At 36.9% G+C, this 25,027-nt stretch carries 27 protein-coding genes, 1 pseudogene and 1 riboswitch; of the genes and pseudogenes, 5 read left to right on the top strand and 23 right to left on the bottom strand.

Annotation, left to right across the window (positions count from 1 at the left end; all coding sequences use genetic code 11):
- Positions 1–336: 336 nt before the first annotated feature.
- The 4 genes from efp to CD001_RS14870 all read right to left on the bottom strand — a co-directional run bounded on the left by efp (position 337) and on the right by CD001_RS14870 (position 3,237).
- Positions 337–894: an elongation factor P gene (gene efp, locus CD001_RS14885; RefSeq protein WP_096188460.1), complete on the bottom strand. Its 558-nt coding sequence runs from the start codon at positions 892–894 to the stop codon at positions 337–339.
- A gap of 86 nt (positions 895–980) precedes the next feature.
- Entirely contained in the window at positions 981–2,048 is a 1,068-nt protein-coding gene (locus CD001_RS14880) for a M24 family metallopeptidase (protein ID WP_096188459.1), read from the bottom strand.
- On the bottom strand, positions 2,035–2,478 hold the full coding sequence (gene aroQ / locus CD001_RS14875; protein ID WP_096188458.1) for a type II 3-dehydroquinate dehydratase: 444 nt from the start codon (positions 2,476–2,478) through the stop codon (positions 2,035–2,037). The genes CD001_RS14880 and aroQ overlap by 14 nt, the downstream gene beginning before the upstream one ends.
- Before the next feature lie 246 nt (positions 2,479–2,724).
- Complete coding sequence (locus CD001_RS14870) at positions 2,725–3,237, bottom strand: YqhR family membrane protein (protein WP_407081107.1); 513 nt, start codon at positions 3,235–3,237, stop codon at positions 2,725–2,727.
- Positions 3,238–3,692: 455 nt separating this feature from the next.
- Here CD001_RS14870 and CD001_RS14865 point away from each other — a divergent pair, with 455 nt between their 5' ends.
- A complete protein-coding gene (locus tag CD001_RS14865; RefSeq protein ID WP_096188456.1) occupies positions 3,693–4,076 on the top strand; it encodes an SA1362 family protein in 384 nt (127 codons plus the stop codon).
- Positions 4,077–4,149: 73 nt separating this feature from the next.
- On the top strand, positions 4,150–4,956 hold the full coding sequence (locus CD001_RS14860) for a hypothetical protein (RefSeq protein WP_096188455.1): 807 nt from the start codon (positions 4,150–4,152) through the stop codon (positions 4,954–4,956).
- Positions 4,957–5,003: 47 nt separating this feature from the next.
- On the opposite strand, the gene CD001_RS14855 is transcribed toward CD001_RS14860, so the two are convergent.
- The 5 genes from CD001_RS14855 to CD001_RS14835 all read right to left on the bottom strand — a co-directional run bounded on the left by CD001_RS14855 (position 5,004) and on the right by CD001_RS14835 (position 11,027).
- Positions 5,004–5,894, bottom strand: coding sequence for a patatin-like phospholipase family protein (locus CD001_RS14855; RefSeq protein ID WP_096188454.1), 891 nt, complete (start codon positions 5,892–5,894; stop codon positions 5,004–5,006).
- 84 nt (positions 5,895–5,978) lie between these two features.
- Positions 5,979–6,413: a transcriptional regulator MntR gene (gene mntR / locus CD001_RS14850; protein ID WP_096188453.1), complete on the bottom strand. Its 435-nt coding sequence runs from the start codon at positions 6,411–6,413 to the stop codon at positions 5,979–5,981.
- Between the two features lie 218 nt (positions 6,414–6,631).
- The gene (locus tag CD001_RS14845; RefSeq protein WP_096188452.1) at positions 6,632–6,988 is read right to left on the bottom strand and encodes a hypothetical protein; all 357 of its coding nucleotides are present in this window, start codon (positions 6,986–6,988) and stop codon (positions 6,632–6,634) included.
- 115 nt (positions 6,989–7,103) lie between these two features.
- The gene (locus CD001_RS14840; protein ID WP_096190623.1) at positions 7,104–9,665 is read right to left on the bottom strand and encodes a vitamin B12-dependent ribonucleotide reductase; all 2,562 of its coding nucleotides are present in this window, start codon (positions 9,663–9,665) and stop codon (positions 7,104–7,106) included.
- A gap of 531 nt (positions 9,666–10,196) precedes the next feature.
- Positions 10,197–11,027 carry a lipoate--protein ligase family protein gene (locus CD001_RS14835; protein WP_096188451.1) on the bottom strand — a complete coding sequence of 277 codons (831 nt, stop codon included), beginning with the start codon at positions 11,025–11,027 and terminating at the stop codon, positions 10,197–10,199.
- Positions 11,028–11,216: 189 nt separating this feature from the next.
- Between CD001_RS14835 and CD001_RS14830 the strand changes: the two genes are divergently transcribed.
- On the top strand, positions 11,217–11,588 hold the full coding sequence (locus tag CD001_RS14830; RefSeq protein WP_096188450.1) for a rhodanese-like domain-containing protein: 372 nt from the start codon (positions 11,217–11,219) through the stop codon (positions 11,586–11,588).
- Positions 11,589–11,906: 318 nt separating this feature from the next.
- Here CD001_RS14830 and gcvPB read toward each other — a convergent pair whose 3' ends face one another.
- From gcvPB to gcvT, 3 genes are read right to left on the bottom strand one after another with little or no spacing between them, the layout of a single operon-like run.
- On the bottom strand, positions 11,907–13,370 hold the full coding sequence (gene gcvPB / locus CD001_RS14825) for an aminomethyl-transferring glycine dehydrogenase subunit GcvPB (protein WP_096188449.1): 1,464 nt from the start codon (positions 13,368–13,370) through the stop codon (positions 11,907–11,909).
- On the bottom strand, positions 13,367–14,710 hold the full coding sequence (gene gcvPA / locus CD001_RS14820) for an aminomethyl-transferring glycine dehydrogenase subunit GcvPA (RefSeq protein WP_096188448.1): 1,344 nt from the start codon (positions 14,708–14,710) through the stop codon (positions 13,367–13,369). Before gcvPA ends, gcvPB begins: the two co-directional genes overlap by 4 nt.
- 20 nt (positions 14,711–14,730) lie before the next feature.
- Positions 14,731–15,825: a glycine cleavage system aminomethyltransferase GcvT gene (gene gcvT / locus CD001_RS14815; RefSeq protein WP_096188447.1), complete on the bottom strand. Its 1,095-nt coding sequence runs from the start codon at positions 15,823–15,825 to the stop codon at positions 14,731–14,733.
- Between the two features lie 369 nt (positions 15,826–16,194).
- Positions 16,195–16,290, bottom strand: a riboswitch (glycine riboswitch).
- A gap of 213 nt (positions 16,291–16,503) precedes the next feature.
- On the opposite strand from gcvT, the gene CD001_RS14810 reads away from it, so the two are divergent.
- Positions 16,504–18,153, top strand: coding sequence for a DEAD/DEAH box helicase (locus CD001_RS14810; RefSeq protein WP_096188446.1), 1,650 nt, complete (start codon positions 16,504–16,506; stop codon positions 18,151–18,153).
- Between the two features lie 2 nt (positions 18,154–18,155).
- Positions 18,156–18,950 (top strand): YqhG family protein, encoded by a 795-nt coding sequence (locus CD001_RS14805; protein WP_096188445.1) that lies wholly within the window; start codon positions 18,156–18,158, stop codon positions 18,948–18,950.
- A 47-nt stretch (positions 18,951–18,997) separates the two neighbouring features.
- Here CD001_RS14805 and CD001_RS14800 read toward each other — a convergent pair.
- From CD001_RS14800 to comGA, 11 genes and pseudogenes are all read right to left on the bottom strand, one after another.
- Positions 18,998–19,666, bottom strand: a pseudogene (locus CD001_RS14800) (transposase); the annotation flags it as partial.
- Positions 19,667–19,678: 12 nt separating this feature from the next.
- Positions 19,679–19,846: a hypothetical protein gene (locus CD001_RS26460; protein WP_179298761.1), complete on the bottom strand. Its 168-nt coding sequence runs from the start codon at positions 19,844–19,846 to the stop codon at positions 19,679–19,681.
- A 279-nt stretch (positions 19,847–20,125) separates the two neighbouring features.
- Positions 20,126–20,317 carry a YqzE family protein gene (locus tag CD001_RS14795; RefSeq protein ID WP_096188443.1) on the bottom strand — a complete coding sequence of 64 codons (192 nt, stop codon included), beginning with the start codon at positions 20,315–20,317 and terminating at the stop codon, positions 20,126–20,128.
- Between the two features lie 42 nt (positions 20,318–20,359).
- Complete coding sequence (locus tag CD001_RS14790; protein WP_096188442.1) at positions 20,360–20,881, bottom strand: shikimate kinase; 522 nt, start codon at positions 20,879–20,881, stop codon at positions 20,360–20,362.
- Complete coding sequence (comGG, locus tag CD001_RS14785; RefSeq protein ID WP_179298760.1) at positions 20,878–21,264, bottom strand: competence type IV pilus minor pilin ComGG; 387 nt, start codon at positions 21,262–21,264, stop codon at positions 20,878–20,880. Before comGG ends, CD001_RS14790 begins: the two co-directional genes overlap by 4 nt.
- Positions 21,251–21,736: a competence type IV pilus minor pilin ComGF gene (gene comGF / locus CD001_RS14780; RefSeq protein ID WP_179298759.1), complete on the bottom strand. Its 486-nt coding sequence runs from the start codon at positions 21,734–21,736 to the stop codon at positions 21,251–21,253. The genes comGG and comGF overlap by 14 nt, the downstream gene beginning before the upstream one ends.
- Positions 21,729–22,052 carry a type II secretion system protein gene (locus tag CD001_RS14775; protein WP_179298758.1) on the bottom strand — a complete coding sequence of 108 codons (324 nt, stop codon included), beginning with the start codon at positions 22,050–22,052 and terminating at the stop codon, positions 21,729–21,731. The genes comGF and CD001_RS14775 overlap by 8 nt, the downstream gene beginning before the upstream one ends.
- A complete protein-coding gene (gene comGD / locus CD001_RS14770; RefSeq protein ID WP_257009985.1) occupies positions 22,039–22,482 on the bottom strand; it encodes a competence type IV pilus minor pilin ComGD in 444 nt (147 codons plus the stop codon). Before comGD ends, CD001_RS14775 begins: the two co-directional genes overlap by 14 nt.
- Positions 22,483–22,497: 15 nt before the next feature.
- On the bottom strand, positions 22,498–22,866 hold the full coding sequence (comGC, locus tag CD001_RS14765; RefSeq protein WP_257009821.1) for a competence type IV pilus major pilin ComGC: 369 nt from the start codon (positions 22,864–22,866) through the stop codon (positions 22,498–22,500).
- 23 nt (positions 22,867–22,889) lie between these two features.
- Positions 22,890–23,912: a competence type IV pilus assembly protein ComGB gene (gene comGB, locus CD001_RS14760; RefSeq protein WP_096188437.1), complete on the bottom strand. Its 1,023-nt coding sequence runs from the start codon at positions 23,910–23,912 to the stop codon at positions 22,890–22,892.
- Positions 23,909–24,973: a competence type IV pilus ATPase ComGA gene (comGA, locus tag CD001_RS14755; RefSeq protein ID WP_096188436.1), complete on the bottom strand. Its 1,065-nt coding sequence runs from the start codon at positions 24,971–24,973 to the stop codon at positions 23,909–23,911. Before comGA ends, comGB begins: the two co-directional genes overlap by 4 nt.
- Positions 24,974–25,027: the final 54 nt, after the last annotated feature.

Below are 25,027 nucleotides of genomic sequence, written 5' to 3'. Positions count from 1 at the left end.
TGTTTTAAAGAATCTATCTCAAAAGGTCACTGATTAGGTGATCTTCTGAATGACGGCGTCTTCTTCCTTCCAAAAGGATATTTTGAAATTAAAACCTCAACGTTTTTCCCCTATCCTGTGACTGGTTTGTTGTAGTCTTTTTCACTTTTTTGTAGAGAGTTGTGCGGCGACTCCCTGCAAAAATAGCACGAGCCGAAAATCACCCAAAACAAATGGAATGAGTTTTGGGATGTTGAGGCCGAGCCTGCGGAAAGCGTCTGCCATAAGCGATTTGAGCAATTAAATAAAATTAATGTTAAAAAAGAGGCCGTCCAAAGGGATAGCCTCTTTTATGTATTATGCTCTAGAAACGTATGCTCCGTTTCTCGTATCTATTACCAGCACATCTCCTTCATTAACAAAAAACGGCACTTGGACAGTTAATCCCGTTTCTAATGTTGCAGGTTTTGTACCACCAGATGCAGTATCACCTTTTATACCAGGCTCAGTCTCAGTTACTGTAAGCTCCACAGAATTCGGCACTTCGACACCGAGAGTTTCTCCTTGATAAATTAAAATGGATACTTCCATATTTTCTTTTAAATAATTTAACTGGTCTTGGATTTGACTTGAAGGCAATTCAAGCTGTTCAAAAGTTTCGTTGTCCATGAAAGTATGCGTATCACCGCTAGAGTATAAATAAGACATTTTTCTGTTATCTAAGTGCGCTTTTCCTACTTTTTCTCCGGCACGGAACGTCTTTTCTTGAATACTGCCATTTCTAAGTCCGCGAAGTTTTGTTCGAACAAAGGCAGCTCCCTTTCCTGGCTTGACGTGCTGAAATTCAAGCACTTGCCAAATATCATTGTCAACTTCAATTGTTAATCCTGTTTTTAATTCGTTTACTGAAATCATTCTCTTTCCTCCTAAATGAATGTGAGAACTTTAACGAAACCATTACGAATACGATTACTGTTAATGCTCTCAAATAAATCATAATACTATTCGCCCAATATTAATAGCTCTTTCGTAGAAGAAGATAAAATTTCATTACCTTCTTCCGTAATGACAATATCATCTTCTATACGAGTTCCGCCCGTACCAGCTACATAAATTCCCGGTTCAACGGTAACAACCATACCAGGCTTAAGAATTTTGTCAGATTTAACAGATAATCCTGGCCCTTCGTGAACTTCAAGCCCCATACCGTGACCAGTTGAATGGCCAAAGTATTCTCCATACCCTTTTTCCGTAATATAATCACGTGTTAATGCATCTGCCTCTTTCCCAGTCATTTCAGGTTTGATTCCATCTACACCTCTTAATTGTGCTTGAAGTACTGTATCATATATGTCCTTTAACTTTGCATCAGGTTCACCGACAGCAACCGTTCGGGTAATATCAGAACAGTATCCATTATAATATGCTCCGAAGTCTAGTGTAACTAGTTCACCTTTTTCGATTACTTTGTTACTAGCTACGCCATGTGGTAATGCCGAACGGTAACCTGAGGCTACAATAATATCAAATGAAGATGAAACAGCACCTTGCTTCCTCATAAAAAATTCTAATTCATTGGACACATCAATTTCTTTAATTCCCGCACGAATATAATTTGTAATATGTTCAAATGTAGTGTCTGCTATTTTGACAGCCTCTTTAATGACTCGCAATTCACTTTCATCTTTGATGAGTCGCATATCTTCAATCATACCGCCTACTGGGACAAGTTCTGCTTCAATCGAATCTTTATATGTATCGAACGTGCTGTAAGTAACGTGATCCTTCTCAAAGCCAAGCCTTCCAATGCCTAGATCCTTCACTTGTTTCGCTATTTCCTCATGAATCGCTCCAGTATGCTGGACAATGTCATAGCCATTCGTTTGAGACTGAGCTTGTTCAATATACCGGAAGTCTGTAATAAACTTTGCACCTGTTTCTGAGATTAACGCAACCCCTGCTGTACCAGTGAAGCCAGTCATATATCTGCGGTTATAACTACTTGTAATAAGAATTCCATCAATTTTGTTACTAGAAAATTTTTCTCTTAATTTTTCAAGTCGATTCATTGTCTCTCCTCCTTATAAAGTAATCGATGGCCATTTTATAACCATCTAACCCAAAACCACTTATTTGTCCAACACACACTGGAGCTATAACCGATTCTTTTCTAAAAGATTCTCGACTATGCACATTTGAAATGTGAACTTCGATGACAGGAATGTCTACACCAGCAATCGCGTCACGTATAGCATAACTGTAGTGCGTGAATGCTCCAGGGTTAATGATCAGCCCATTATAGCTGTCTGCTCCTTCATGGATCCAATCAATGAGTTGTCCTTCCCAATTCGATTGTTTATGAAAAATTCTGACTTGATGAGATAAACCATACTCCTCATTTTCTTTTATTAAGTCCTGAAGGTTTTTTTGGCCATAAACGGATGGCTCTCTTTTACCGAGCCGGTTCATGTTTGGACCATTTAATACTAACAAATCCATTCCACCACTCTCCTCACATGAAAAAAGGATTTACAAGAATCAGCTATAAGCCCGACTAGTCCTGCTTTTGATTTTGAATGTAAGACAACTCCTATGAAAACATCTTGCGGTGAATAAATAGGATGATTTTAAGTTATGATCTTACCGCTTCTCTCTTTGATTTCACTTTTAAGCTAAACTAACTTTTATTACCTTGATGATGTAAACAAAAAGAGAATGTTCCAAGGAACATTCTAACACAGTCATTTAGCTTTGAATAGATTCACCCTCGTGAACAGTCCGTTCATGATATTCATAGGAAATGGAGTAGCCGATAAATAAACCATAGACAACATATAAACATATATTCGTAATAATCGTATTCAAATCCAAGCTCGGAAGTGGCTTCAAACCTGGAAAAATCGGTTGTAAAACTCCAAACACCACTGCCCATAATACAAAACCAAACACAACGCCAGGCCACCAATGATTTACTTTTGCAAAGATCATTCGGTAAAGAAATGCTACCGCAATTGACAGTAATGAAATAAATACAATACCAATTAATTGTCCTAACCAGCCATTTTTCCAATCTCCTAATGCCCACGGCATTAAAGCTAGTGCCGGGCCGACTCGAGTAAAATTCAAGTAAAACGATATATATCCGATCACACTCCAGATAAAGCCTCCAAATAGACCTATTAATGCAACAGTAGCATGAAATGATATAGTTAATTCATTTTTTTGCTGTTCTTGTTCTGTTTTTTTCAAAAACCTCACCTCAACAATTTAGCATGTCCTATTTTAAAAAATACTTGCATCTTTTTATGAAGAATAATGAATAACAACGAACAATGTCTTGCAATTCATGTGTAGTTTTCGCTAATTAAGGGAATAGTAATATTAACTTTGGACTAGTATGGAGGGAATAGAACATTTAATGTAGAATAGAATTATAATGTATAGAAGAATGAAGAGGATTATACGATAATGAATGTTATCATGAAAATTTCTATGATCGATGGTCAAGCTCTACGGTAAATGTTATATTCAGCAGTTGTCGTCATATTAGTACTCAAACGGTGTCAAAATAGTTTTTAAGTCAATCATTTAAAAGCAACTACTATATATTATTATCAGAGTTGTTGGCTACCTTTTATCATTAAGTAATCAACATCAAGCTGTAACATAAATAATGTAACATAGTGTCATCATTATGTAGGAGGTGTGAGAAAATGTTTCGTTATTCATATCACCCGGTTGTACTAACTGTAATCATTTTAGCTGTGCTCGGTCTTGGATATCTTATATTTACTGAACCAGTAGCGTTTATTATGAGAATTTTAATGATGATCGGTTTTGCTGCTGTCCTGTTCTTTCTTTTTAAAACGTTTATCATGCCAAGAATGATGAGGAATCAAACACCTTACACTCAACAAAAAGGTAGGTACACTCAAAAGACATCACATTCTAAACACTCATCACCGGTTCCATTCCCAAAAAAGAAAAAAGAAAAGAAAAAACGAAATTCCAGACCTCTTGTCAAACGTCAATCAGATGTTAAATTAACGGTCATTGAAGGGAAAAAGAATAAGAAAAAGAACCGAGCTTTATTTTAAATGCTTGGTTTTTTTCTTTAAACAAATTCCTTGATACCGAACATTTGATGACATAAAAAAAGGGGGATATAAAATGGAGTTTATAGAAGATAAGGAATTTTATACGTTTATACCTGTTGATGTTCTCATGTTTATATTTTTAATTATACTTAGTTACGTTTATTGGAACGTAAGTAAGCGAGTCGGTTTTCAACTGTTATATTTAACGTTATTTTCAATTGTCATCGCCCACATTATTACACTTTATTTCCCTTACTTATACACAAATGAAGAACACATCCCATTAACGGTTATTAGTGTACAAGCCACGATGACATTCTTTGCATTTTTCATGCCTTTAGCCAAAAATCGTTCACAATTAGTTTTAACAATAGGACTCCCTCTTAGTTTTAGTTTGTTTTTGCTTCTAATGACAGAAGTCGCTGTTTTTTCAATTATTGGAGGCATTTTTATCGGTGGGTTTATTATTTACACATTTTACCGGACACTTGATTGGATTGGGAGTATGCCTGAACCGTATTTGTTTGCCTTTTCGATGATACTTCCGTTATTTTTAGCAGCCATTATTTATCCTCGTATGGACTATTTATTATATCCAGGCATCCTATTAGGAAGCGGGATCGGTGTTACTCTAGAAATATTTAAAGTGAGATTAAACAATGAGAATAACCACGTTGCTAAAAGGCTTGTAGGACTTTTGATCGGTATTGGTGGCCTTGTTATCTTTTATGGAATTGACCAGCTTGTTTTTCCTTTGTTGCCGTTCCCGGAGTTAACAAAAGGTATTGTTGTCGGTCTCTGGATCACACTCTTGGTCCCTGGGTTACTCATTATGTTAAAGCTGTACGGAAGAAAAGGAAAAAGCCGAGTCTTCTCTTAGACTGGCTTTTTTATAAACTATTTTTCATATACTTTTTCTTTTTTCGTTTAATAAGACCAGGATTTTAAAAATGCCTTTGTTTTTGATTTTCCTAATTGAATCAATGATTGTTTTTCTTCTTCATTTAATGAAAATTGTGTTGCTGTCACATTTTCGACTGGAATAAAAACAATATTTTTTGCATGGTCTTTTGATATATAGCGTTGGTCATGTGCATTACGCATCGTATCAAACATTGAGTGAAGCATCGTTAATGCATTTGTAACATTTCGCGGGGGAATAGAATCAAGCGAGGGTGTTAAACGAAAGCCGATGACCGGACGCCTCAAATTTTTTTGCCCTCTTTTTTGAAAGATCCATATTGGAAAATTACTAAGTACGCCACCATCGACAATGAGCGATTTATTGCCATTACTGTCAGTAATTGTTGCTGGTTCAAAAAAGAATGGTAAACTGCAACTCATTCGTATTGCCCTGGCTACCGAAAACGAATGGGGAATAATGCCATATTTTTTCAGATCATCCGGTAATACTAAAATTCGACCATTCGTAATATCAGCTGCAACCATTTTCAACGACCCTTCTGGTAAATCAGCAAATGAGGATACCCCTTTCGACTTTAATAACCCCTTTAACCAAGATTCAAAAACATCACCTTTATAAAGACCCATTCTGCGATATAACCTTAACCACCTTATAAACGGAAAAACCGTCGTACCTATTCTTGGATCTAACAATTGCTGAAACTTCATATCATCAAAAAGTGATGCAATTTCTTTACTGTTGTATCCTGCTTTAACTAAAGCAGCGGTCATTGCTCCAGCACTCGTACCTGCAAGTCGTTCAAACTGTATGTTTTCCTCATTCATTACTTCTAAAGCTCCAACGAAAGCAAGTGCTTTAATGCCGCCTCCAGCAAACACACCATCTACCTTCATGGGCTCCATCCCTCCTCTATATAGTTTAATAAGAGTCGTGGAAAAAAATGAGTATATATTAAAAACGGTCTTAACCTGTATTGGTTAAGACTCGCTGTCTAATTCATCATTTTTCTTTTGAACGTCTCGTAATTCATTTACTCTTGCAGGCTTCTCATCAAAATATTGAACAAGATCACCGATACGATCAATCGCATCCCAACTTAAATGATGCTCAATTCCCTCTACGTCATCATAAATATTCTCTTTATCAACACCAATAATATTCATAAATTCTTCCAATAGTTCATGTCTGTATACAAGCCGTTTACCTACTTTTTTTCCTTTTGATGTTAAAATAAGTCCACGGTATTTTTCGTAAACAAGATACTCTTTTTTATCTAATTTTTGAACCATTTTTGTAACTGAGGAGGGATGCACTTCTAAAGCTTCAGCTATATCTGAAACTCTTGCGTACCCTTTATCTTCAATTAATAAGTAAATTCTTTCTAAGTAATCTTCCATGCTCGGTGTTGGCATGTTGTCTCCTCCAAACTTCCACACTAGTAAAGATCTTTTTTGCTATGTACGTTTTCTTTTTTAATAGGTATGTACGAGCTTATTTAAAAATTATACTATAAAATCCTTTAAGAAACTACCGCGCACTTTGATATCGAATAAAAGAAAAAGGAAAGGGTCCCGTTACGGAACCCTCATATCAGTTTCCTCCACTATTATTTTGCTTTTTAGATATTGCATCAATGCTGGCGGTTATTTTCGTTATTTGAATGTTTCTTTTGAATGACTGCTTTAACGAGATTTTTGTCAGGATTTTGCATGAAATAAATAAGAAAGCCTAATCCAAATAATACAGCTATACTCCCTACCATTGACCAAACCGCTAAATAGTTATCATATGTTACAGGATACGCTGCAAAGAAAAAAGCAGTTAGTACCCCAATTGTTAAAATTAAATAGCCAGCTATCATTTTCGTGACTGAACGTTGAGCACCGCCTTTTTTCGCCATTCGTTGTCCGATGAATATGGAACCAAAGATGATAACAGATAGACTAATGAGATACGCAAGTAACAAACCGTCTTGGTCTATGAGCATAACTTTACTCCCTTCCATTTTTTTATTAGTTTTTTATTTCTTTCTGTGATTTATGCGTTTTTATTGATAAAAAAAGCAAGCAGTGTGTAACACCGCTCGCTCTTCTTATTTCTCGTTATAATCCACACTTTAACTGAGCATTACAATTCGTACATGTATTACATCCGCCAATATCCTCAACTGTTCCTTGACGACAGACTGGGCACGTATCCCCTACTTCACTTCCATAAGTCACAGATGTACTTCGGACATCAGATATTGTATCCACTAATACAACCGGCTTTTGCTCTTTCTTCGTATCGTCTTCTGAAGTACCTGTTAAATCAACTGCATATACGTCATTTTCTTCTGCTTTCAATGTAAGAACTTGTGAATCACGGCTTCCGTCAACGTATACAGTTCCGCCTTTTGCCCCGCCATTATAAAGACGCTCATAAACTTTTTTCACTTGATCAACAGTATACCCGCGTGGAGCATTTACTGTCTTACTTAATGAGCTATCTACCCAGCGTTGAATGACACATTGGACATCAGCATGGGCTTCAGGGGATAGCTCCATACTCGAAACGAACCATTCTGGTAACTCATTCGCATCAGCTTCAGGATGACGGTCTAAATATTCTTGTAAAATTTCTGCTTTTACTTCGATAAATTTTCCTAAACGACCGCTACGGAAGTATGAAAATGAGAAATATGGCTCCAAACCTGTTGAAACACCGACCATCGTTCCCGTACTTCCAGTTGGTGCGACTGTTAATAAATGCGAATTTCGAATACCAAATTCTTTAATTCCATTACGAATATCTTCTGGCATCTGTTTCATATAACCTGTGTTAATAAACTTATCACGCAAATGCTTCGTTTCAGCTTCATTACCGCCTACTAAATAAGGAAAACTTCCTTTTTCCTTTGCGATATCAATACTTGTCCTATAAGCTGTTGTAGCAATGGTTTCAAAGATTTTATCAACGAGGTTATTTCCTTCTTCTGAACCATATACAGTTTCTGTATAAATAAGTAAATCATGCAAGCCCATCACACCTAACCCGACACGGCGTTCTCCTTTAGCTTGCTTTGTATTTTCATCTAAAAAATATGGTGTCGCATCAATTACGTTGTCTTGCATTCTTACGCCAGTAGCAACTGTTTGTTCCAGCTTAGCAAAATCAACTTCTTTTTTCTCTTTATCTGCCATTTCAGCAAGGTTTACAGCCGCTAAGTTGCAGACTGAATATGGTGCAAGGGGTTGTTCACCACATGGATTAGTTGCAACAACCTTTTGTCCATAGGCACTTGCGTTTGTTTTTTCATTTGCATTATCAATAAAGAATATTCCTGGTTCTGCTGAATATGTTGCACAAATATTGATCAAATTCCATAATTCTTTCGCTTTTATGTTTCGATAAGTACGGATTCCAAAACCGAGTTCTTCCCATTCACGGACATCTCCATAATTATGCCACTCACGGTTATATGCTTCCATTTCTTCTTTTGTATAATTTTCAACATCCGGAAAGCGTAGCTGATAATCTTCATCTTTCTCAACAGCTTCCATAAATTCTTTCGTAATACAAACTGAAATGTTTGCACCAGTAAGAAATTCCGAGTTATTTACAGAATATGTCCCACCTGTTCTTAATTTTTCTTCCGCTTCAGCAATTACTTTCGGGTCGAATCCACCTTGACCTTCAATCCCTTTATAATTCACAATCCCTTGATACATTGCTTCTTCTAATTCAGATAATGGTGTGAACTTTAATTTATCTTTAATGAGACGTTGAATATGATCATCGTTTACGTTCTCAAGCAAGTAACGTAAAATTCTCGGATTCTGCATTTTAGAAATAATAAATTCTAAAATATCAGGATGCCAATCCGCCAACATGATCATTTGGGCACCTCTTCTACTTCCACCTTGCTCAACTAAGTGAGTAAGTTTCGCAATGTCATCGAGCCATGAAACGGACCCTGACGATTTACCATTAACTCCACGTGCTAATGTATTGCGAGGTCTTAATGTCGATCCATTCGTTCCTACACCACCGCCGCGACTCATAATCTCCATGACTTGCTTTCGGTGTTCTGAAATCCCTTCACGTGAATCTGCTATGTACGGCATCACATAACAGTTAAAGTACGTAACATCCGTTTCTGCTCCTGCACCATAAAGAACTCTTCCAGCCGGAACGAAATTCATATGAACGAGCTCATGATAAAACTTTTCAAATGACTCTTCTCTCTTTTTTGGATCCGTCTCTACTTCTGCAAGACCGCGGGCATTCCTTTTCGCGATTTGCTCATAGTAAATCTCTAACGGTTTATCAATCGTATCAAGTGAACGCGTAACAATACCTGTTTCTTTTTCCTTTTCATCTTCTAAAATACCGGTAAACTCTTCGTCAACAGCAATGTCAGCTATTTTTTTATTCCAATCTAAAGTATGGACAATTCCATACCCTCGTGCTGGAAATTTAGGGTCTTCCTTCACAGTTAAGACAACAAAGTCTCCGGCTTTTAAAGTTTTCTTCTCCGTGTCCTTAAAGGTGTAACGATCAAGCATCACCAGACGTGATACTCCGCTTCTAGTCATACTCATTTCTGGAGTGACCGGAAACACTTGTGGAAACTGGTCAATATCACGATTCAGTTCCTCGACGTTAATTGTCTTCGTAGACATAAACGTTGTCACAGGCTTTCTCTCCTTTATATTAATAGTTTTTGCAGTCAATATATGTGATAGATTTATTTCTTTAAGTCATTGGCAAGCTTGGCCAATGACTTTATTTCTTCACTCACTATATCACAGTTCAATTACAATTATCAATATATAGTGTTCCATGAATGTTAAATAGTACTATATATTGATTAGTGAACAAATAAATATAAATATGTCAACTTCATAAAAGTATGTAAAAGTGAAAAAGAAAGAGGAAATGACATTCTTCATCATGCTAATAATTGATATTCACGATTTTTGTCATTTGCATATATAAACAAACGCGAAATGCTACTATATTAAGGTTTGACGACCATAAAGAAGTTTCGACATATATTCTCTTATTGCTATGCAGTTTATATAAACAACAGATTAATAGAATATCAAAAATAGACGAATATGAAAAGCGCAAGGGCACCAGCATATCGGCGACAATACATTCTCCTATATTAAAAACAACATGCCCCTTTAGACATGCTGTTCGTCACCACTTTATGCTTTATAATTCCATGCATCTGTCCCATATTTGCGGTTCACTAATTCTTCAACTTCTCTCTGTTGCGTTTCAGTTAATTCGAAAGGTTCTAAATTGAGATGCAGACCTTTTTTAAAACCTTCGTAAAAGGCTTTTTTTGCTTCTGAAATCGTGACTTCTCGTTCAGCTATTGCATTAATAGGAACGGCTTTGTTTTTAAACGCTTTTTGCATTCTTTGACGAACACGTTCGCTCGGATATTTAAACACGTCAAACAATTTATCTTCATCTAAAGATAAAATAATCGACCCGTGCTGAAGAATAACTCCATTCTGGCGAGTTTGTGCACTACCTGCAACTTTTCTTCCTTCCACTACTAATTCATACCACGAAGGTGCATCAAAACAAACAGCAGAACGAGGATTTTTCAGGCGTTCCTTCTCTTCACTCGTTCTAGGTATCGAAAACTCCGTGTGAAGACCAAGTTCACGAAAACCTTCCAACAGTCCTTCTGATATAACACGATAAGCTTCAGTAACAGATTCTGGCATCTTCGGATGACTTTCAGAAACGATGACACTATACGTTAACTCATCGTCATGCAATACACCTCTACCACCTGTTGGCCGTCTGACAAAGCCTAGACCGTGATTTTGAACAGCCTCTAAGTTAATTTCTTTTTCTACTTTCTGAAAATAACCGACTGATAATGTAGGGGGATCCCAACCGTAAAACCGGACAACAGGAGGTATTTCACCTCTACGGTGCCAATTCATAAGCTTTTCATCTAATGCCATATTATAACCAGGGCTTCGATTACCAGAATCTAAATAGTACCAAGTTTCCATGAACTATCCCTCTATTCCAATTCAAATCTAATTTCATTCCTTATTTATCATACAAAAAAAGTCGATAAGATGAAAAGAAAAACGGTTTATGTGGAAATTTTTTTGTTAGAACGTTGCACGTTCATCTTTTTACGTTTATCATTTATAATGGACTTATTGATTAGATAGAAAAAGGAGTGGACCCACATCATGAACTGGGTATTAATTGGTATAACCGTCATACTTATTATTTTTATCGTCCTGCGGCTGAGGAAACCGAAATTTTTAACACAGCTGGATCAAGAAGAGTTTAAAAAGAATTACCGGAAAGCTCAGCTAATTGATGTTCGTGAGGAAAGAGAGTTTAAAACAGGTTATATTCTCGGAGCTAGAAATATTCCGTTGTCTCAATTAAGACATCGAATGACTGAGATTCGTCAAGATCAGCCAGTATACCTTTATTGTCAAAATGGCACCCGCTGTACGCAAGCTGCTAAAATACTTCGTAAAAAACGGGAGGTTGAAGATCTCAACATGCTTAAAGGCGGCTTCCGTAAATGGACTGGAAAAGTAAAAAAATAAACGATAAATAAGTATCCGCCCGTAAAACGGGCGGTTTTAATTTCGCCCTATAAGGGCACTTTACCACCAGAGTCACCTAAGGGACCTTATTCATTTGGTCCGTGCCAAAAGAATTTTGAGGACATCCCTTTTCATAATCATCGAAATCCTATAAGGCGGACTCTTTCACTCCAAAACACAAGTGAGTGTTTTTTGAACAATCAACCCCAATATAAAATAAATACCTGATAAATAAGAAATGGCTCTCAACGACGTGAGGGCCACTCTTATTTAACTAGGTTTTGTCCCAGCCTCCACTCTATTTTACTCGTTTATGAGTTAATTTTCTTTCATATAACGCAAAATCGGTTTTCTCGCAGCTGTCGTTTCATCTAGACGCCCGATGACCGTATGATGAGGAGCCTCTTGAACAATCTCTGGATTCTCTTCCGCTTCTTTTGCAATTTGAATCATCGCATCACAAAATTCGTCTAGAGTTTCTTTCGACTCTGTTTCTGTAGGCTCGATCATTAAACACTCCTCTACATTTAGAGGGAAGTAGATGGTTGGTGGATGATAACCGAAGTCTAGTAAACGTTTTGCAATATCAAGCGTCCTGACTCCAAGCTTCTTTTGACGCTTACCAGACAAGACGAATTCATGCTTACAATGCTGCGTATAAGGCGTGTCGAAATATGGTTCTAATCTTCGTAACATATAATTGGCATTTAATACAGCATATTCCGATACTTTGCGTAAACCTTCAGGTCCCATTGTACGAATGTACGTATAAGCTCTAACATTAATACCGAAGTTGCCATAGTATGGCTTCACACGTCCGATAGACTGCGGAATATCATAATCAAAGCTGTATGACTCCCCTTCTTTCACGACTAAAGGTTTAGGTAAATATGGCACGAGATCGCTTTTTACTCCAACCGGGCCAGATCCTGGACCTCCACCACCATGTGGTGTCGTAAATGTTTTATGAAGGTTAAGGTGTACGACGTCAAAGCCCATATCTCCTGGCCGGGAAATACCTAAAATCGCATTTGAATTTGCTCCATCGTAGTAAAGCTTTCCACCTGCATCATGGACAACCTTTGCCATTTCAAGAATTTCTTCCTCAAATAATCCTAATGTATTAGGGTTTGTTAACATAAGAGCTGCTGTGTCATCACCAACTACTTCCTTCAAATGGTCGAGGTCGACAATTCCATTTTCATTCGATCTTACCGTTACAGCTTCAAACCCTGCTACTGTTGCTGATGCCGGGTTTGTTCCGTGAGCTGAATCTGGAACAATTACTTTTGTACGTTGCATATCTCCATTTGCCTCGTGAAAAGCACGGATTAGCATTAATCCCGTCCACTCACCATGTGCACCTGCTGCAGGCTGTAATGTGACTTGATCCATCCCAGTAATTTCTTCTAATGATCCTTGAAGCTTATACATTAATTCAAGGGCTCCTTGAATCGTTTCCTCATCTTGATAAGGGTGTATATGAGCAAATCCGGGCAGACGAGCAATGTCTTCATTAATTTTTGGATTATATTTCATTGTACAAGAGCCTAGCGGATAAAACCCTGAATCGACTCCGTGATTACGTCGAGATAATGCTGTATAATGTCGAACAATTTGCAGCTCAGAAACTTCCGGAAGCTCAGGTGCTTCCTCACGTTGATATTCAGAAGGCAGTAAATCGTTTATATTTGTTTCAGGAATATCTAGCTCTGGCAGGCTATGCCCTACACGCCCTTCTTTACTAAGTTCAAATATTAATGCTTGATCTTTCTGACTCATTCTACTCCCCCCAATACTGAAGCAAAGTGCTCAATCTCATCTTTCGTACGCAGTTCAGTCACTGCAACCAACATCATATTTTCTTTATTTTCATACGCTCTAGACAGATCGTATCCTCCAAGTATATGGTGATTGACCAATTTTTTATTTACTTCTTTGATTGACTTTGGCAGCTTTACAACGAATTCATTGAAAAACGGCTTATCATAAACGATTTCAACACCGTGTTTTTTCAATTGTTCTTTCGCATAGTGTGCTTTCTGCAAATTTTGAGCTGCCATATTCTGTACACCTTTTTTTCCAATTGCGCTCATGGTTATGGCAGCACCAAGTGCATTTAATGCTTGATTTGAACAAATATTACTCGTTGCTTTGTCTCTACGAATGTGCTGCTCACGTGCTTGTAGTGTTAGTACAAATCCTCGCATTCCTTTATCATCAGTCGTTTGACCCACAAGACGTCCTGGAACTTTTCTCATCAATTTCTTTGTGACTGCGAAATAACCACAATGCGGACCGCCTAACTGTGTTGGAATTCCAAATGGTTGCGCATCACCGATGACAACATCTGCTCCAAAGCTGCCGGGGGGTTGTAATACACCGAGACTAAGTGGATTTGATGACACGATAAATAGTCCCTTCCCCTGGTGAGCAACTTCTTCTATTGCTTTTAAATCTTCGATATTCCCAAAAAAGTTCGGATATTGAACAATGACACTTGCAACATCATCATGATATTGTGCCTTTAAATCATCAATATCTGTGACGCCATCTTTATCATTAATTTCGATCACTGTTAAGTTCTGACCGTCTGCGTTTGATTTTAATACTTCACGTGCTTCCGGATGTACAGTTTTTGACACGAGAATCGTTTTTTTACGCGTATGACCGGCACTCATCATTGCTGCTTCTGCTAAGGCTGTAGGACCGTCATACATAGATGAATTTGCAATTTCCATACCTGTCAGCTCGCAAATCATTGATTGGAATTCAAAAATAGCTTGAAGTTCACCTTGAGAGATTTCTGGCTGATAAGGTGTATATGCCGTATAAAATTCAGAACGAAGAAGCATATGATTGACAACAGAAGGGATATAGTGTTCGTAAACACCTGCTCCTAGAAAAGAAGTATAATCTTTAATGTTTTTATTTTTATTAGCAAGACGGGACATTTCTTTAACAAGTTTAGGTTCTTCTAATGCTTCTTCTATTTTTAAGTTCTCTTTATAACGTGTAGCTTTCGGGATATCAGAAAATAACTCTTCGATACTATTAATTCCGATCGTATCAAGCATTTCTTTTTGATCGTTTTCGGTCATCGGTAAATATCTGAATTTCACTGTCTTCATCTCCTCTCAAATTAAGACCGTTTATAGAATGGTGTTGCAACGACTTTCGCCTTTAAGCGTCGTTTGCGTACTTGTACTTCAACCTCTGTATCGAGTGCCTTATATTGAGCATCAATGATTGCAAGCCCGACATTTTTCTTTAACGTTGGCGATTGTGTACCCGTTGTTACAAATCCGATTTTTTCATTATTTTTATAAACTTCATAATCCGTTCTCGGAATTCCTTTATCAATCATTTCAAGACCGACTAGCTTTCGTTTAGGGCCATTTTCTTTTTGTTCTTTTAAAACACGTTTCCCAAAAAAGTCAGCTTCTTTATCTGGCTTAACAGCAAAACCGATCCCAGCTTCAATAGGTGTAATATCTTTTGTAAGCTCTTGACCGTACAAAGCAAGCCTTGCTTCAAACCGAAGTGTATCTCTTGCACCTAATCCGCACGGTTCAATTCCTTCTTCTTGCCCCGCTTCTAAAAGTGCTTTCCATAGATCTGCTGCATCTTCGGGTTTGCAGTATATTTCAAAACCATCTTCTCCTGTATACCCGGTACGAGAGATCAATACGTCCTTTTCAGCTAACTGAATACCTTCTCGAAACTTAAAAAAAGTAATTTCTGACAGGTCTTGCTTCGTGAGTTTCTGTGTAATTTCTTCCGCTTTAGGACCTTGAATGGCTAATTGGGCGTAATCGCTTGAAACATTTATGATTTCTACATCTTCTGATTGGTGTTTTTTTAACCATTCATAATCTTTTTCAATGTTGGAAGCATTAACTACGAGTAAAAAGTCATCATCAGAGCGCTTATAAAGAACAAGGTCGTCCACTGTTCCGCCATCTTCATAACACATTGCGGTATATTGGCAAGCATGATCTTTGACTTTCGAAACGTCATTTGTCATCATTTTTTGAAGGTAAGGTAAAGCACCTCTTCCTTTTACTTCGATTTCTCCCATATGGGAAACATCGAACAATCCTGCTTTCGTTCTAACAGCTTCGTGTTCACTTTTTATCCCAGAAAACTGGACTGGAAGCTCCCATCCTCCAAAATCAATTGTCTTGCCGTGGTACTCCTTATAAATTTCATACAATGGTGTCTTTTGCGTTGACAATCTTCCCACCTCCAAGTAATGTTATGTGTCCATAAAAAGGTTTTGTAAAGACAAGAACATCATTAACAAATAACATCTTCGCCGCTCTTGATCGCTATAACATCTATATAATCAATGTTACCTTCCCTTTAACTGCTAACCTTTTCTAACACATCATTGTAACCGTTTTCACTCATTATATTAAGAGTAAGTAACATATCCAAACATCCTATGAACTTTTTGAAACATTCCTTTTCACTGATTCCATAGAAAAAGACAGAGACATGCCGAAAAAACCAACATGTCTCTGTCTTTATTACCTGAGAGTTTGCCTTTCTTTCAAAAGGTTGCCCCTTGGGTGTCTCTTATAACGAGCTCTTTCCAGAGTTGCGTCAAGCAAGAGTCATTTTGCCTGAGAGATTCACGTAAACCGTTTGCTCCTTCGGCGGCAGTATAATTAATCCCGCTCTCTCCCCTTGCTCTCATTCGCAAATATGTAGTTTAGATCTTTCTACGAATCATTCATGATTTTGCGTAAATTCGTTCATAATAAGATTCAGTTACAAATACGGTCACATACATCGTACCATTATTTTATTTTTCAAAGCAATATAGAACTTTTCTTTTTTTACGAAGATTACGCTTTTTCTTTTTAAAAAATACAGACGTTGTAAACATTAATTTTTAGGAGAGATTTCTATGAAACCAATGATCGAGTTTAACGAAGATTGGGTTAATTCATTTAAAGACTGTTTAGATAACCACTCCGACTTTAGTAGCTGGTCTAAATACGTGATGGCTTATAATGCTAGAAAACATCAGATGATAGATGACTTTCAAGGCTTGATAGCACCAAAACATCTGCCAAATTTAACGATTTTCCCCCATCAATATGAAACAGCTCAACGCGTAATAGAAGAAATGAATGGTAAAGCAATCTTAGCTGATGAAGTCGGGTTAGGAAAAACAATAGAAGCAGGCTTAATATTAAAAGAATATATGATTAGACGTCTTGCTAAAAAAGTATTAATTTTAGCTCCTGCTTCACTTGTCACTCAATGGTGTCGGGAGCTGAATGAAAAATTTAATATTCCAGCAATCGAACAGCGAAAAAAACCAGCATGGGAACATGTTGATGTGATGGTCACTTCTCTTGATACAGCGAAAAGAGAACCACATGCTTCCGTATTAAAGGAAATTGATTTTGATTTTCTCATTATTGACGAGGCACATAAATTAAAAAATAAAGAAACGAAAAACTATCAGTTTGTAAGAGAATTAAAAAAGAAATTTTGCTTGTTACTCACCGCCACTCCGATTCAAAATCGCTTAAGCGAAGTCTTTCACTTGATTTCTATATTAAAGCCAGGTCACCTTGGTGATGAAGATTCATTTACGAAGCTATACCAGGATGGAGAAAATCAAGAAGAGTTAAATCAATTAATACAAAAAGTTATGATAAGAAACCGCCGCTCTGACTCAGATATGCCTTGGCCAAAGCGACAAGTGCAAACAGTCCAAATAGATTTTTCTGAGCAAGAGCGTGCATTGTATGACGCAATTAGTGAATGGAAACTCCGATGGAAAAATGATGAGTCACTTTTAGGACTTGGCTTTACAACACTTACTTTACAGCGTGAAGCGTGTTCAAGCAGAGAAGCTGTTTATATGACCCTTAACGGTCTTTTAGAACAATACGGCGGTAATTCGAATGTCAAAGCTGAGATTGAGCGGTTACACAACCTAATTAATGAAATCCAAGTGAATTCAAAAGCAGAAAAAGCTTTGTCACTCATTCAAGAATGGAATGACAAAGTCATTATTTTCACAGAATACCGGGCAACTCAGTTATATTTGCAATGGTTTCTCGGGCAGCATGGAATAAAAGCAGTACCGTTTCGCGGTGGATTTAAACGCAGTAAAAAGGATTGGATGAAACAGCTTTTCCGTGACCATGCACAAGTATTGATTGCAACTGAAGCAGGTGGTGAAGGGATCAACCTTCAATTTTGCCATCATATGATTAATTATGATTTACCGTGGAATCCGATGAGAATCGAACAGCGTATTGGCCGTATCCACCGTTTAGGGCAGGAAAGTGATGTAAAAATTTATAATTTTGCTATAAAAAACACTGTAGAAGACCATATATTACAGTTGCTTTATAAAAAAATTGGTTTATTTGAAGGGATCATTGGAAAACTCGATGAAATACTCGAAAAGTTTTCGGACGAGCCGATTGAGGATCACGTAAAAAATATTTTGCTCCAATCGGAAACACAAGGTGAGATGAGAATCAAAATGGATAATCTCACCTCGATTATTACAGCTGAATCAGGAGGTTCATAATTATGGATTCTAAACAAATTCATTCCTATGTAAAACAGTTCTTCGAAGAAAATGACAGCCCTGTTATTGAAGAATCTTCAAGTCATTTACATGTTCAACTTTCGGTTGATATGGATAAAGCACTAATGAATCGACCATTTTATTGGCATTACTTAGAGAAAATGGGTGGAATCCCAAATCCAATGAAGCTGACACTAATTACAGACCAAAACTCAGCACCTGATGATTTAAAAGGAGAATCCGTCCATTTCGGATCACCAAGGCTGCATCAAATTTTTGAAACAGCTATTGACCAAGGAAGTCATGTCTTACTGTATGAATCGGTAAATGTAAGCAAGCCTTCAGTAGGATTAAAGCCATGGCTCGTCATGAATACAGTTGTGTCATATCAATGTGACCGAACTAAGGAGAAGTTACATTCAATAGGCTTAAATTTATTAACAGGAGAAATGATTACCCATTTCCACTCCTATGTAGAAAACAAACATTTCCAAGAAGCGATCCCAAATTATTGCTATACGATTCATCCTATTATAAAACCTTTGTCTGGTGTAGAAAGAATAAAAAAACAAATTATGAACAGTGTTAATAATGAAGATTATACTTGGGCAGTCGAAGCTTCGAAGCGATGGAGAGCAGATGAAATATTGCTTGAGAAGTTTTATAAAGATTACGATGGGAAACCGCCAACATATGAGATGGAAAAAGAAGCATTAAAGTTACAATACGAACCAAGGATCACCATCCAAACGATCAATGGTGGATTATTTTATTTCGCCAACCACCCATTTTCTTGAAATTTCAAGTATAAATGAAAGAAGAGGCTGTCTCAAAAGAGCACTGATTAAGTATAATGATCTGAATGTCGTCCTCTTTTCTTTCTCCAAAAGAGTATTTTTGTAAACTTAAAAAGCCCCAACGGCCTTCCTATTCTATGATTTTTAGGTCTGTTGGGGTCTTTTTCTAAGGTGTACTTTGCTTTTTTAATCTTGCGGTTTTCAGGTTCTTTCTCAAGTCTTTCTTCGAGTTGTTCAACGGACTTCTTGATCTGTTTTGAAGTCACTGGTCGCTCGTTCAATTTCTCTTCAGGGTCTTGTTCTTTTTCACTCGCTTCGTCCTCTTTCGTCACCTGTTCAATCTCATTCATGATACCTATGTATTTCTCATCAAGTAACTTTTCATAACGTTCAGTTGATTTCTCCCATTTCTTCCATTTATTCCAAACAAATGTGTATTTATTTGCATTAGCTTCAACCTTGGTGCCATCTAAGAAGTAGTCCTCTAATTTAACAAAACCGTGATCCCGATGGAGATCAACGATAGAGAAAAATGTTTCATAAATGACTTCCTTCATACGCTCAGAACGAAATCGATTAATGGTGCGGAAGTCTGGCTTTTGATGACGAGCCAGCCACATGAAATAACTGTTTTCCTTTAGTTGTTTTGCGATTTGTCGGGATGAATATATTTTTTGAGTATACGCATAGATAATAACGTTAAGCATTAATTTGGGATGATAAGGAGGTCAGCCTCCTCCTTCATAAACTTTATACAAAAGAGCAGGGTCTAGTTGTTCAATGGCGTCATTAACGATACGGCAGATATGATTTTGTGGGATTTTATATTCATGATCCATTGGTAAGTATAATTGGTCCATGTTATAATCAATAAAGGAAATATGATCATGTTTCATAAGAAAATCGCTCCTTTGGTTGGTTATTGGTGGTACTTTAATTATACCAAGTGGAGCGATTTTTTTATTTTTCAATTTAGTTAAAAAAGCTCGAAGAGAGTTGTGCGGCGACTCCTGCGGGAAAGCAACAGTCTGAAGACCCCGCAAAGAGAGGTACGAGCTTGAGGAGGCTGAAGCGTTACCCGTGGAAAGCGTCCGCCATAAGCGATTCGAGCAAGTAAATTAAAATAAATGTTAAAAGGGAGCATATCTCACTTTGGGACAGCCTCTCCTTAAATATTATTTTTTATATTTCTTTAGCTTTTTAGCTGTTAATGAAAGGGAAAATGGAACTAACCCAAACCATTTGTATGACTTTGGCAATTTCATTTCTTTCTTTTGCTGTTTCCTAGCGATTCTTTCTTCTTTTGGCTGGTCAACATACGTTACAAATTGTTGTGTCATAAACTTCACATAATCATTCGTTTTCATTTAACATCACACTCACTTCTTCCCTATTCACCCCTAGTTTGTTCACTTCTCTGCTTCTCTATACATTAGGTGATGAATAATCTGATGACATACTTGATCAGGTGTCTGTTCACTTGTATCAAAATGAACATGAGCTAAATGATAATGCGGAAGCCTATCATAATATCTCTTATACAGTCCATTTTCACCACCCTTCGTAAGTGGGCGTGATTGGTCATGCTTAATTCGATCCAAAAGTACATGAAATGGTGCATTTAGAAAAATGACAACCCCAGTTTGTTTCATGACATTCACATTCTGTTCGTTTTCAACAATCCCTCCACCGGTAGCGATAATAGCTGATTCATTTTTTAACTTCTGTAAACCATCTGATTCAAGCTGTCGAAAGAAAACTTCGCCATTATTACTGAATATTTCTTTTATCGAACGTTGTTCTTTCGATTCAATATACTCATCTAAGTCAATAAATATTTTATTTAACTTTTCGGCGAGCTGCTTACCAATTGTCGTTTTCCCAACCCCCATAAAGCCGATAAGATAAATGTTTTTTTCCTTGTCAGTCATCTCGGACGTTCTCTCCAATCTAAGATTTCATTATGTTCATAATCGTAAGAAATATCGACCACTCTCGTCGTGCCATTGTGAGTCTGAGCTTCCAGAGAAATAAAATATAGAGTATCTTCAGGTAAGAGTGTGTATGTCACAACTCCTCCATCGTAAAGCATTTCACCAGATACGAAATGTTCCTTATTCTCTTCGTTCATCAGTTCAGTAATGTGAATAGTTGTTGTTAACAATAAATTATCCACTGTATTTCTCTCTTTTTCAAGATATATAAATGATTTTTCATTCTCGTATATCGTTAAAAGGTGAAGCAATGTTCCTGTTAGTAAGAACATTAATAAAAGCGATAAAAAAAGAACAAATCCTTTTTCATTCTCCTTCATTAAGGTTACTCCTGTTTTTGGCATTAAGTAATGTTTTGGGATGAGTTAAATAAGCTTCATACTTTATACCATTTAAGCTTTCAACTTTAATCAATATTCCAATTTCAGATTCTTCAACATAAAAGTCATGAACTTGATTGAGAAATAATTCATGTCCTGATCCATTGACTCTTCTCCTGACGATATGAGCATACTTTTCATATTCAATAAGATCAACATCCGACCCTTCTCTTGAACGATAGAGGTACAGCATAGTTTGTGAATCATTAACATGATATTGTTCGCTTCGACGAAATTCTGATTGAAGCTGAAGGACAAACAATTGAAACTCTTCCTCCTTTATTTTTCGCTCATCTGCAACTATAAAAAAATAAAACATATTTGGCAGTAAAGAGATAATGGTAAGAAATAGTGCAAACATCACGATCGTTTCTAATAAGGTCATACCATTTTCACTTCTTTGTTTATACATATAAACATCGTTCGTATGGACGGTTATTCCTCCCTTCCCATTGTAGACAGATGGAGAGTGGTTCATTTTCATTATGAAAAGTAAGGTAATAAGCAAAATGATTTACACGGATGACTTGTTCGGTATCCACCTGTCTATTTACAACCGTTTCATAATACACCTCATCTAAAATAGCTTCTGCGATTCTTTCTTGCTTAATGGAAATCCGTTCATTTTGTATGAAAGTAATGAATGGGAAGGTTACAGAAATAACGATACTAATGATAAATAAGCCAACCACCACTTCTATTAAAGTAAATGCATTATCGTTTCGCAATCGTAAACCTCCCCCTAATAAAATGGAACCGAAGTTCATACGTATCATCACGATGAGTAAAATGAATCGTCCCAGTTCGTGACAATGTACCATCTGTTCGATACTGGACATCATCTAAGCGAAGTGTGCCACCTCTCACATTCATATTATCTGGTATTTTTCTTACCTTAATTGTGACAACACCTCTTCGTACTGTGTACTGCTTATTTGATTGAGAAAAAATAACTCTAATCGGGTAACCATTTGTCATCGCTCTCATTTGTGCTTCATACAAATCTGTCTCAAGTTGCTTAAAAAAATGATTAGCTTCAAGTGATTGATTGACACTCATTAAGTTCGGAATAATTAAGCTAGCGAGGACGGAGAGGATCAAGAGGACAAGGAGCATTTCGAACATAGAGTATCCTTTTGAGTTCAAATATTTAACCATCATCTAGATATTCAATTACTGTACTAAAGTAATCGTGCCGTCTTCATCAATGGTCAATTCTTTCCCGTCTGGACACGTCATATCTGAACGAGACACATACTCTGCTAAGTCGTCAATTGAACTAGGCAACTGATGCTGGTGTTCAAGTTGATATACGGCAACTTGAGTTTGTAGTAATTCAATTGTTGCTTCGCATCCCATGTCATTTGCGACACTCTGGTTTCTTGTCATATTTGGGACGATTATTAAAAGTAAAATAGAAATAATAAGCAGAACAATTATCATTTCAATGAGTGTAAAGCCACGTTGATTCATTGACTTATTTATCAGTACACGAGGTAATAAAGTCATTCTCTTAGCGTATTTCATTATCGATTTATTCATTTCAGTAACTCCTTTTTTGTCATTTACATTGCATCAATCATATGAAATATTGGCAGCATCATTGATAAAAAAATGATTAAAATAATTAATCCTACCGCACTAAGGATCATTGGTTGTGCAATCGCAACTTTACGCTGAATATCTTCATATAAATTTTGGAATAAGTAGCTAGAGTAACGCTCTAATTCTTGTCCCAATCTTCCTTTCCTTTCACCAAGAGCAACGATCGAAGCGAAATGCGGTTCGTAATAACCTCGGCTTCTCAATACTTCTGACAACGTTTCTCCTTCAAGGAGATAATACGATATAGATGTCGCCTCCCTTTGAAAAAAAAGATTAGACGATTCTTCACTCATTATTTGTAAAGATCTCTGTAAAGAAAGTCCATGCTTTAGCATTGGCGCTAGCTGTGCTGCAACATAATAAGTGACAAGCGAACGTATAAACGTTCGGAGAAATGGAATTTTCAAAACAAAGTACAGTCTGTCATGATAAGGTTTCCGTTTAAGCAATAACACAGTTAATAACAAGCCAATTATGGTCAAGGCGATTGTCATAGGATTAAATGCAGAAAGCAAAGCGATTACAAGCTTCGTTAAGTATGGTAACTGATGGTCGATCGTCGTAAAATACTGTTCAAAATGAGGAAAAACTCCTTCTGCCATCACAATAGCCATGATGATAATAATGAAGCTTAAAAAAACTGGGTAACTGATCATTTTAGCTGTTTTCCTTACTGTTTCATTCCTTTTTCTAAGAATTTCCTTTACATTGGATAAGCCCTCTATCAAGTTTCCGTACTTTTCGGAAAAATATAAATAGCTAACAATTTCATTCGTAAATCCACCTGATTTTAACTGTGTGGATAATTCGCTTCCTTCTATTAACCCTTTATACAAGTCAGCGCAGAATTTTGCTTTTTTGTAAGTATGCAGCTCTTTCATTAACGATAAAGACTCACTTAAACTGAAACCTTCCTCTAATAGAGAAACGAGGTCCTGGAGCCATATACTTCTTTCGGAATCGTTACGAAAAACCTTCCTCATTGATAACCACCTTTGCCAAGGCGTACATATTCATTTTCATCTATAAAACCGAGAGCTATGCCTTTGGAAATTACTTGACGAACAGAGTGAGTAGGAGCAGGGGATTGAAAATGTGGATAAGATTGTATTGCATGAATTAATTCAGAATGAAATAACTGTTCAAATACAGCCCCTCTTCTTTTTTTACGATGTTTACGGCAGAGCGGATAACAGTGCTTATCACAGAAAGGACATGCCAAGTCTACTAATCGTTGGGAAGATATTCCTTTTAACGTGTCGATTAAGTCCAATCTGGAAACACCTAACTCAAACATTCTTTTTAATGCATTAAATGGATTGTCACTATGTAATGTAGAAAGTACAAAGTGACCAGTCAAAGCAGCTCTTACAGCCATTTTTGCTGTTTCTTTATCACGTATTTCACCAATCATAATGACATCTGGATCGTGTCTTAATAAACTTTTTAAACCGTGAGCATACGTTATACCTGCACGTTCATTAATTTCCATTTGAAGCAATTTTTCATGCCGTTGTTCTACAGGGTCTTCTAACGTTATGATGTTCCGATTCATGTTCTCAACACTCATATGAAGCAATGAATAAAGTGTTGTCGTTTTCCCAGAACCAGTAGGACCGCAAATAAGTAATAAACCGCTTGGTTCTTCTAATATTTTCATTAATTGTTGTGCTTGTTTAGGGAAAATAGATAACTGCTGTAAGTTTTTTGTCGCATCTTGAGGGAATAATCGGATCACGAGGGTTTCATGAAATGATGATGGAAATGTAGACAATCTCGCTGAGTATTTTTTTCCTTGAAGCGAAACTTCCATTGATCGATTTTGTGCTCTTCTTCGTTCACCAACATCCATACCAGATATAAATTTAAGATGACTGATGATTTTTACAGCAATGGGGATAGGAATTCGTTGAATGTCCATTAAACTTCCGTCAATTCGGTAACGGGTAATCGCTATTTTTTCTAGAGGAACGAGATGAATATCAGAAGCTTGAAAAGAAACTGCTGACGACATCATTTCTTTTGCCATTTGCTCAATCTGCATTCATATATCACCTGCTTTATAATTTATTTTACTGCAACAAATACTTTCGACATA

Origin of the sequence: Evansella halocellulosilytica, from assembly GCF_002335745.1 — a bacterium.
GTDB lineage: Bacteria > Bacillota > Bacilli > Bacillales > Salisediminibacteriaceae > Bacillus_CA > Bacillus_CA halocellulosilytica.
Note: the sequence above shows the minus strand (reverse complement) of the source record. Positions and strands in the feature narration are given on the sequence as shown.

Coding starts and splice junctions, on each gene's coding strand:
- efp (WP_096188460.1), bottom strand. CDS start 894: ATGATTTCAGTAAACGAATTAAAAACAGGATTAACAATTGAAGTTGAC.
- CD001_RS14880 (WP_096188459.1), bottom strand. CDS start 2,048: ATGAATCGACTTGAAAAATTAAGAGAAAAATTTTCTAGTAACAAAATT.
- aroQ (WP_096188458.1), bottom strand. CDS start 2,478: ATGGATTTGTTAGTATTAAATGGTCCAAACATGAACCGGCTCGGTAAA.
- CD001_RS14865 (WP_096188456.1), top strand. CDS start 3,693: ATGTTTCGTTATTCATATCACCCGGTTGTACTAACTGTAATCATTTTA.
- CD001_RS14860 (WP_096188455.1), top strand. CDS start 4,150: ATGGAGTTTATAGAAGATAAGGAATTTTATACGTTTATACCTGTTGAT.
- CD001_RS14855 (WP_096188454.1), bottom strand. CDS start 5,894: ATGAAGGTAGATGGTGTGTTTGCTGGAGGCGGCATTAAAGCACTTGCT.
- mntR (WP_096188453.1), bottom strand. CDS start 6,413: ATGCCAACACCGAGCATGGAAGATTACTTAGAAAGAATTTACTTATTA.
- CD001_RS14845 (WP_096188452.1), bottom strand. CDS start 6,988: ATGCTCATAGACCAAGACGGTTTGTTACTTGCGTATCTCATTAGTCTA.
- CD001_RS14840 (WP_096190623.1), bottom strand. CDS start 9,665: ATGTCTACGAAGACAATTAACGTCGAGGAACTGAATCGTGATATTGAC.
- CD001_RS14835 (WP_096188451.1), bottom strand. CDS start 11,027: ATGGAAACTTGGTACTATTTAGATTCTGGTAATCGAAGCCCTGGTTAT.
- CD001_RS14830 (WP_096188450.1), top strand. CDS start 11,217: ATGAACTGGGTATTAATTGGTATAACCGTCATACTTATTATTTTTATC.
- gcvPB (WP_096188449.1), bottom strand. CDS start 13,370: ATGAGTCAGAAAGATCAAGCATTAATATTTGAACTTAGTAAAGAAGGG.
- CD001_RS14810 (WP_096188446.1), top strand. CDS start 16,504: ATGAAACCAATGATCGAGTTTAACGAAGATTGGGTTAATTCATTTAAA.
- CD001_RS14805 (WP_096188445.1), top strand. CDS start 18,156: ATGGATTCTAAACAAATTCATTCCTATGTAAAACAGTTCTTCGAAGAA.
- CD001_RS26460 (WP_179298761.1), bottom strand. CDS start 19,846: ATGAAACATGATCATATTTCCTTTATTGATTATAACATGGACCAATTA.
- CD001_RS14795 (WP_096188443.1), bottom strand. CDS start 20,317: ATGAAAACGAATGATTATGTGAAGTTTATGACACAACAATTTGTAACG.
- CD001_RS14790 (WP_096188442.1), bottom strand. CDS start 20,881: ATGACTGACAAGGAAAAAAACATTTATCTTATCGGCTTTATGGGGGTT.
- comGG (WP_179298760.1), bottom strand. CDS start 21,264: ATGAAGGAGAATGAAAAAGGATTTGTTCTTTTTTTATCGCTTTTATTA.
- comGF (WP_179298759.1), bottom strand. CDS start 21,736: ATGTATAAACAAAGAAGTGAAAATGGTATGACCTTATTAGAAACGATC.
- comGD (WP_257009985.1), bottom strand. CDS start 22,482: ATGGTTAAATATTTGAACTCAAAAGGATACTCTATGTTCGAAATGCTC.
- comGC (WP_257009821.1), bottom strand. CDS start 22,866: ATGAATAAATCGATAATGAAATACGCTAAGAGAATGACTTTATTACCT.
- comGB (WP_096188437.1), bottom strand. CDS start 23,912: ATGAGGAAGGTTTTTCGTAACGATTCCGAAAGAAGTATATGGCTCCAG.
- comGA (WP_096188436.1), bottom strand. CDS start 24,973: ATGCAGATTGAGCAAATGGCAAAAGAAATGATGTCGTCAGCAGTTTCT.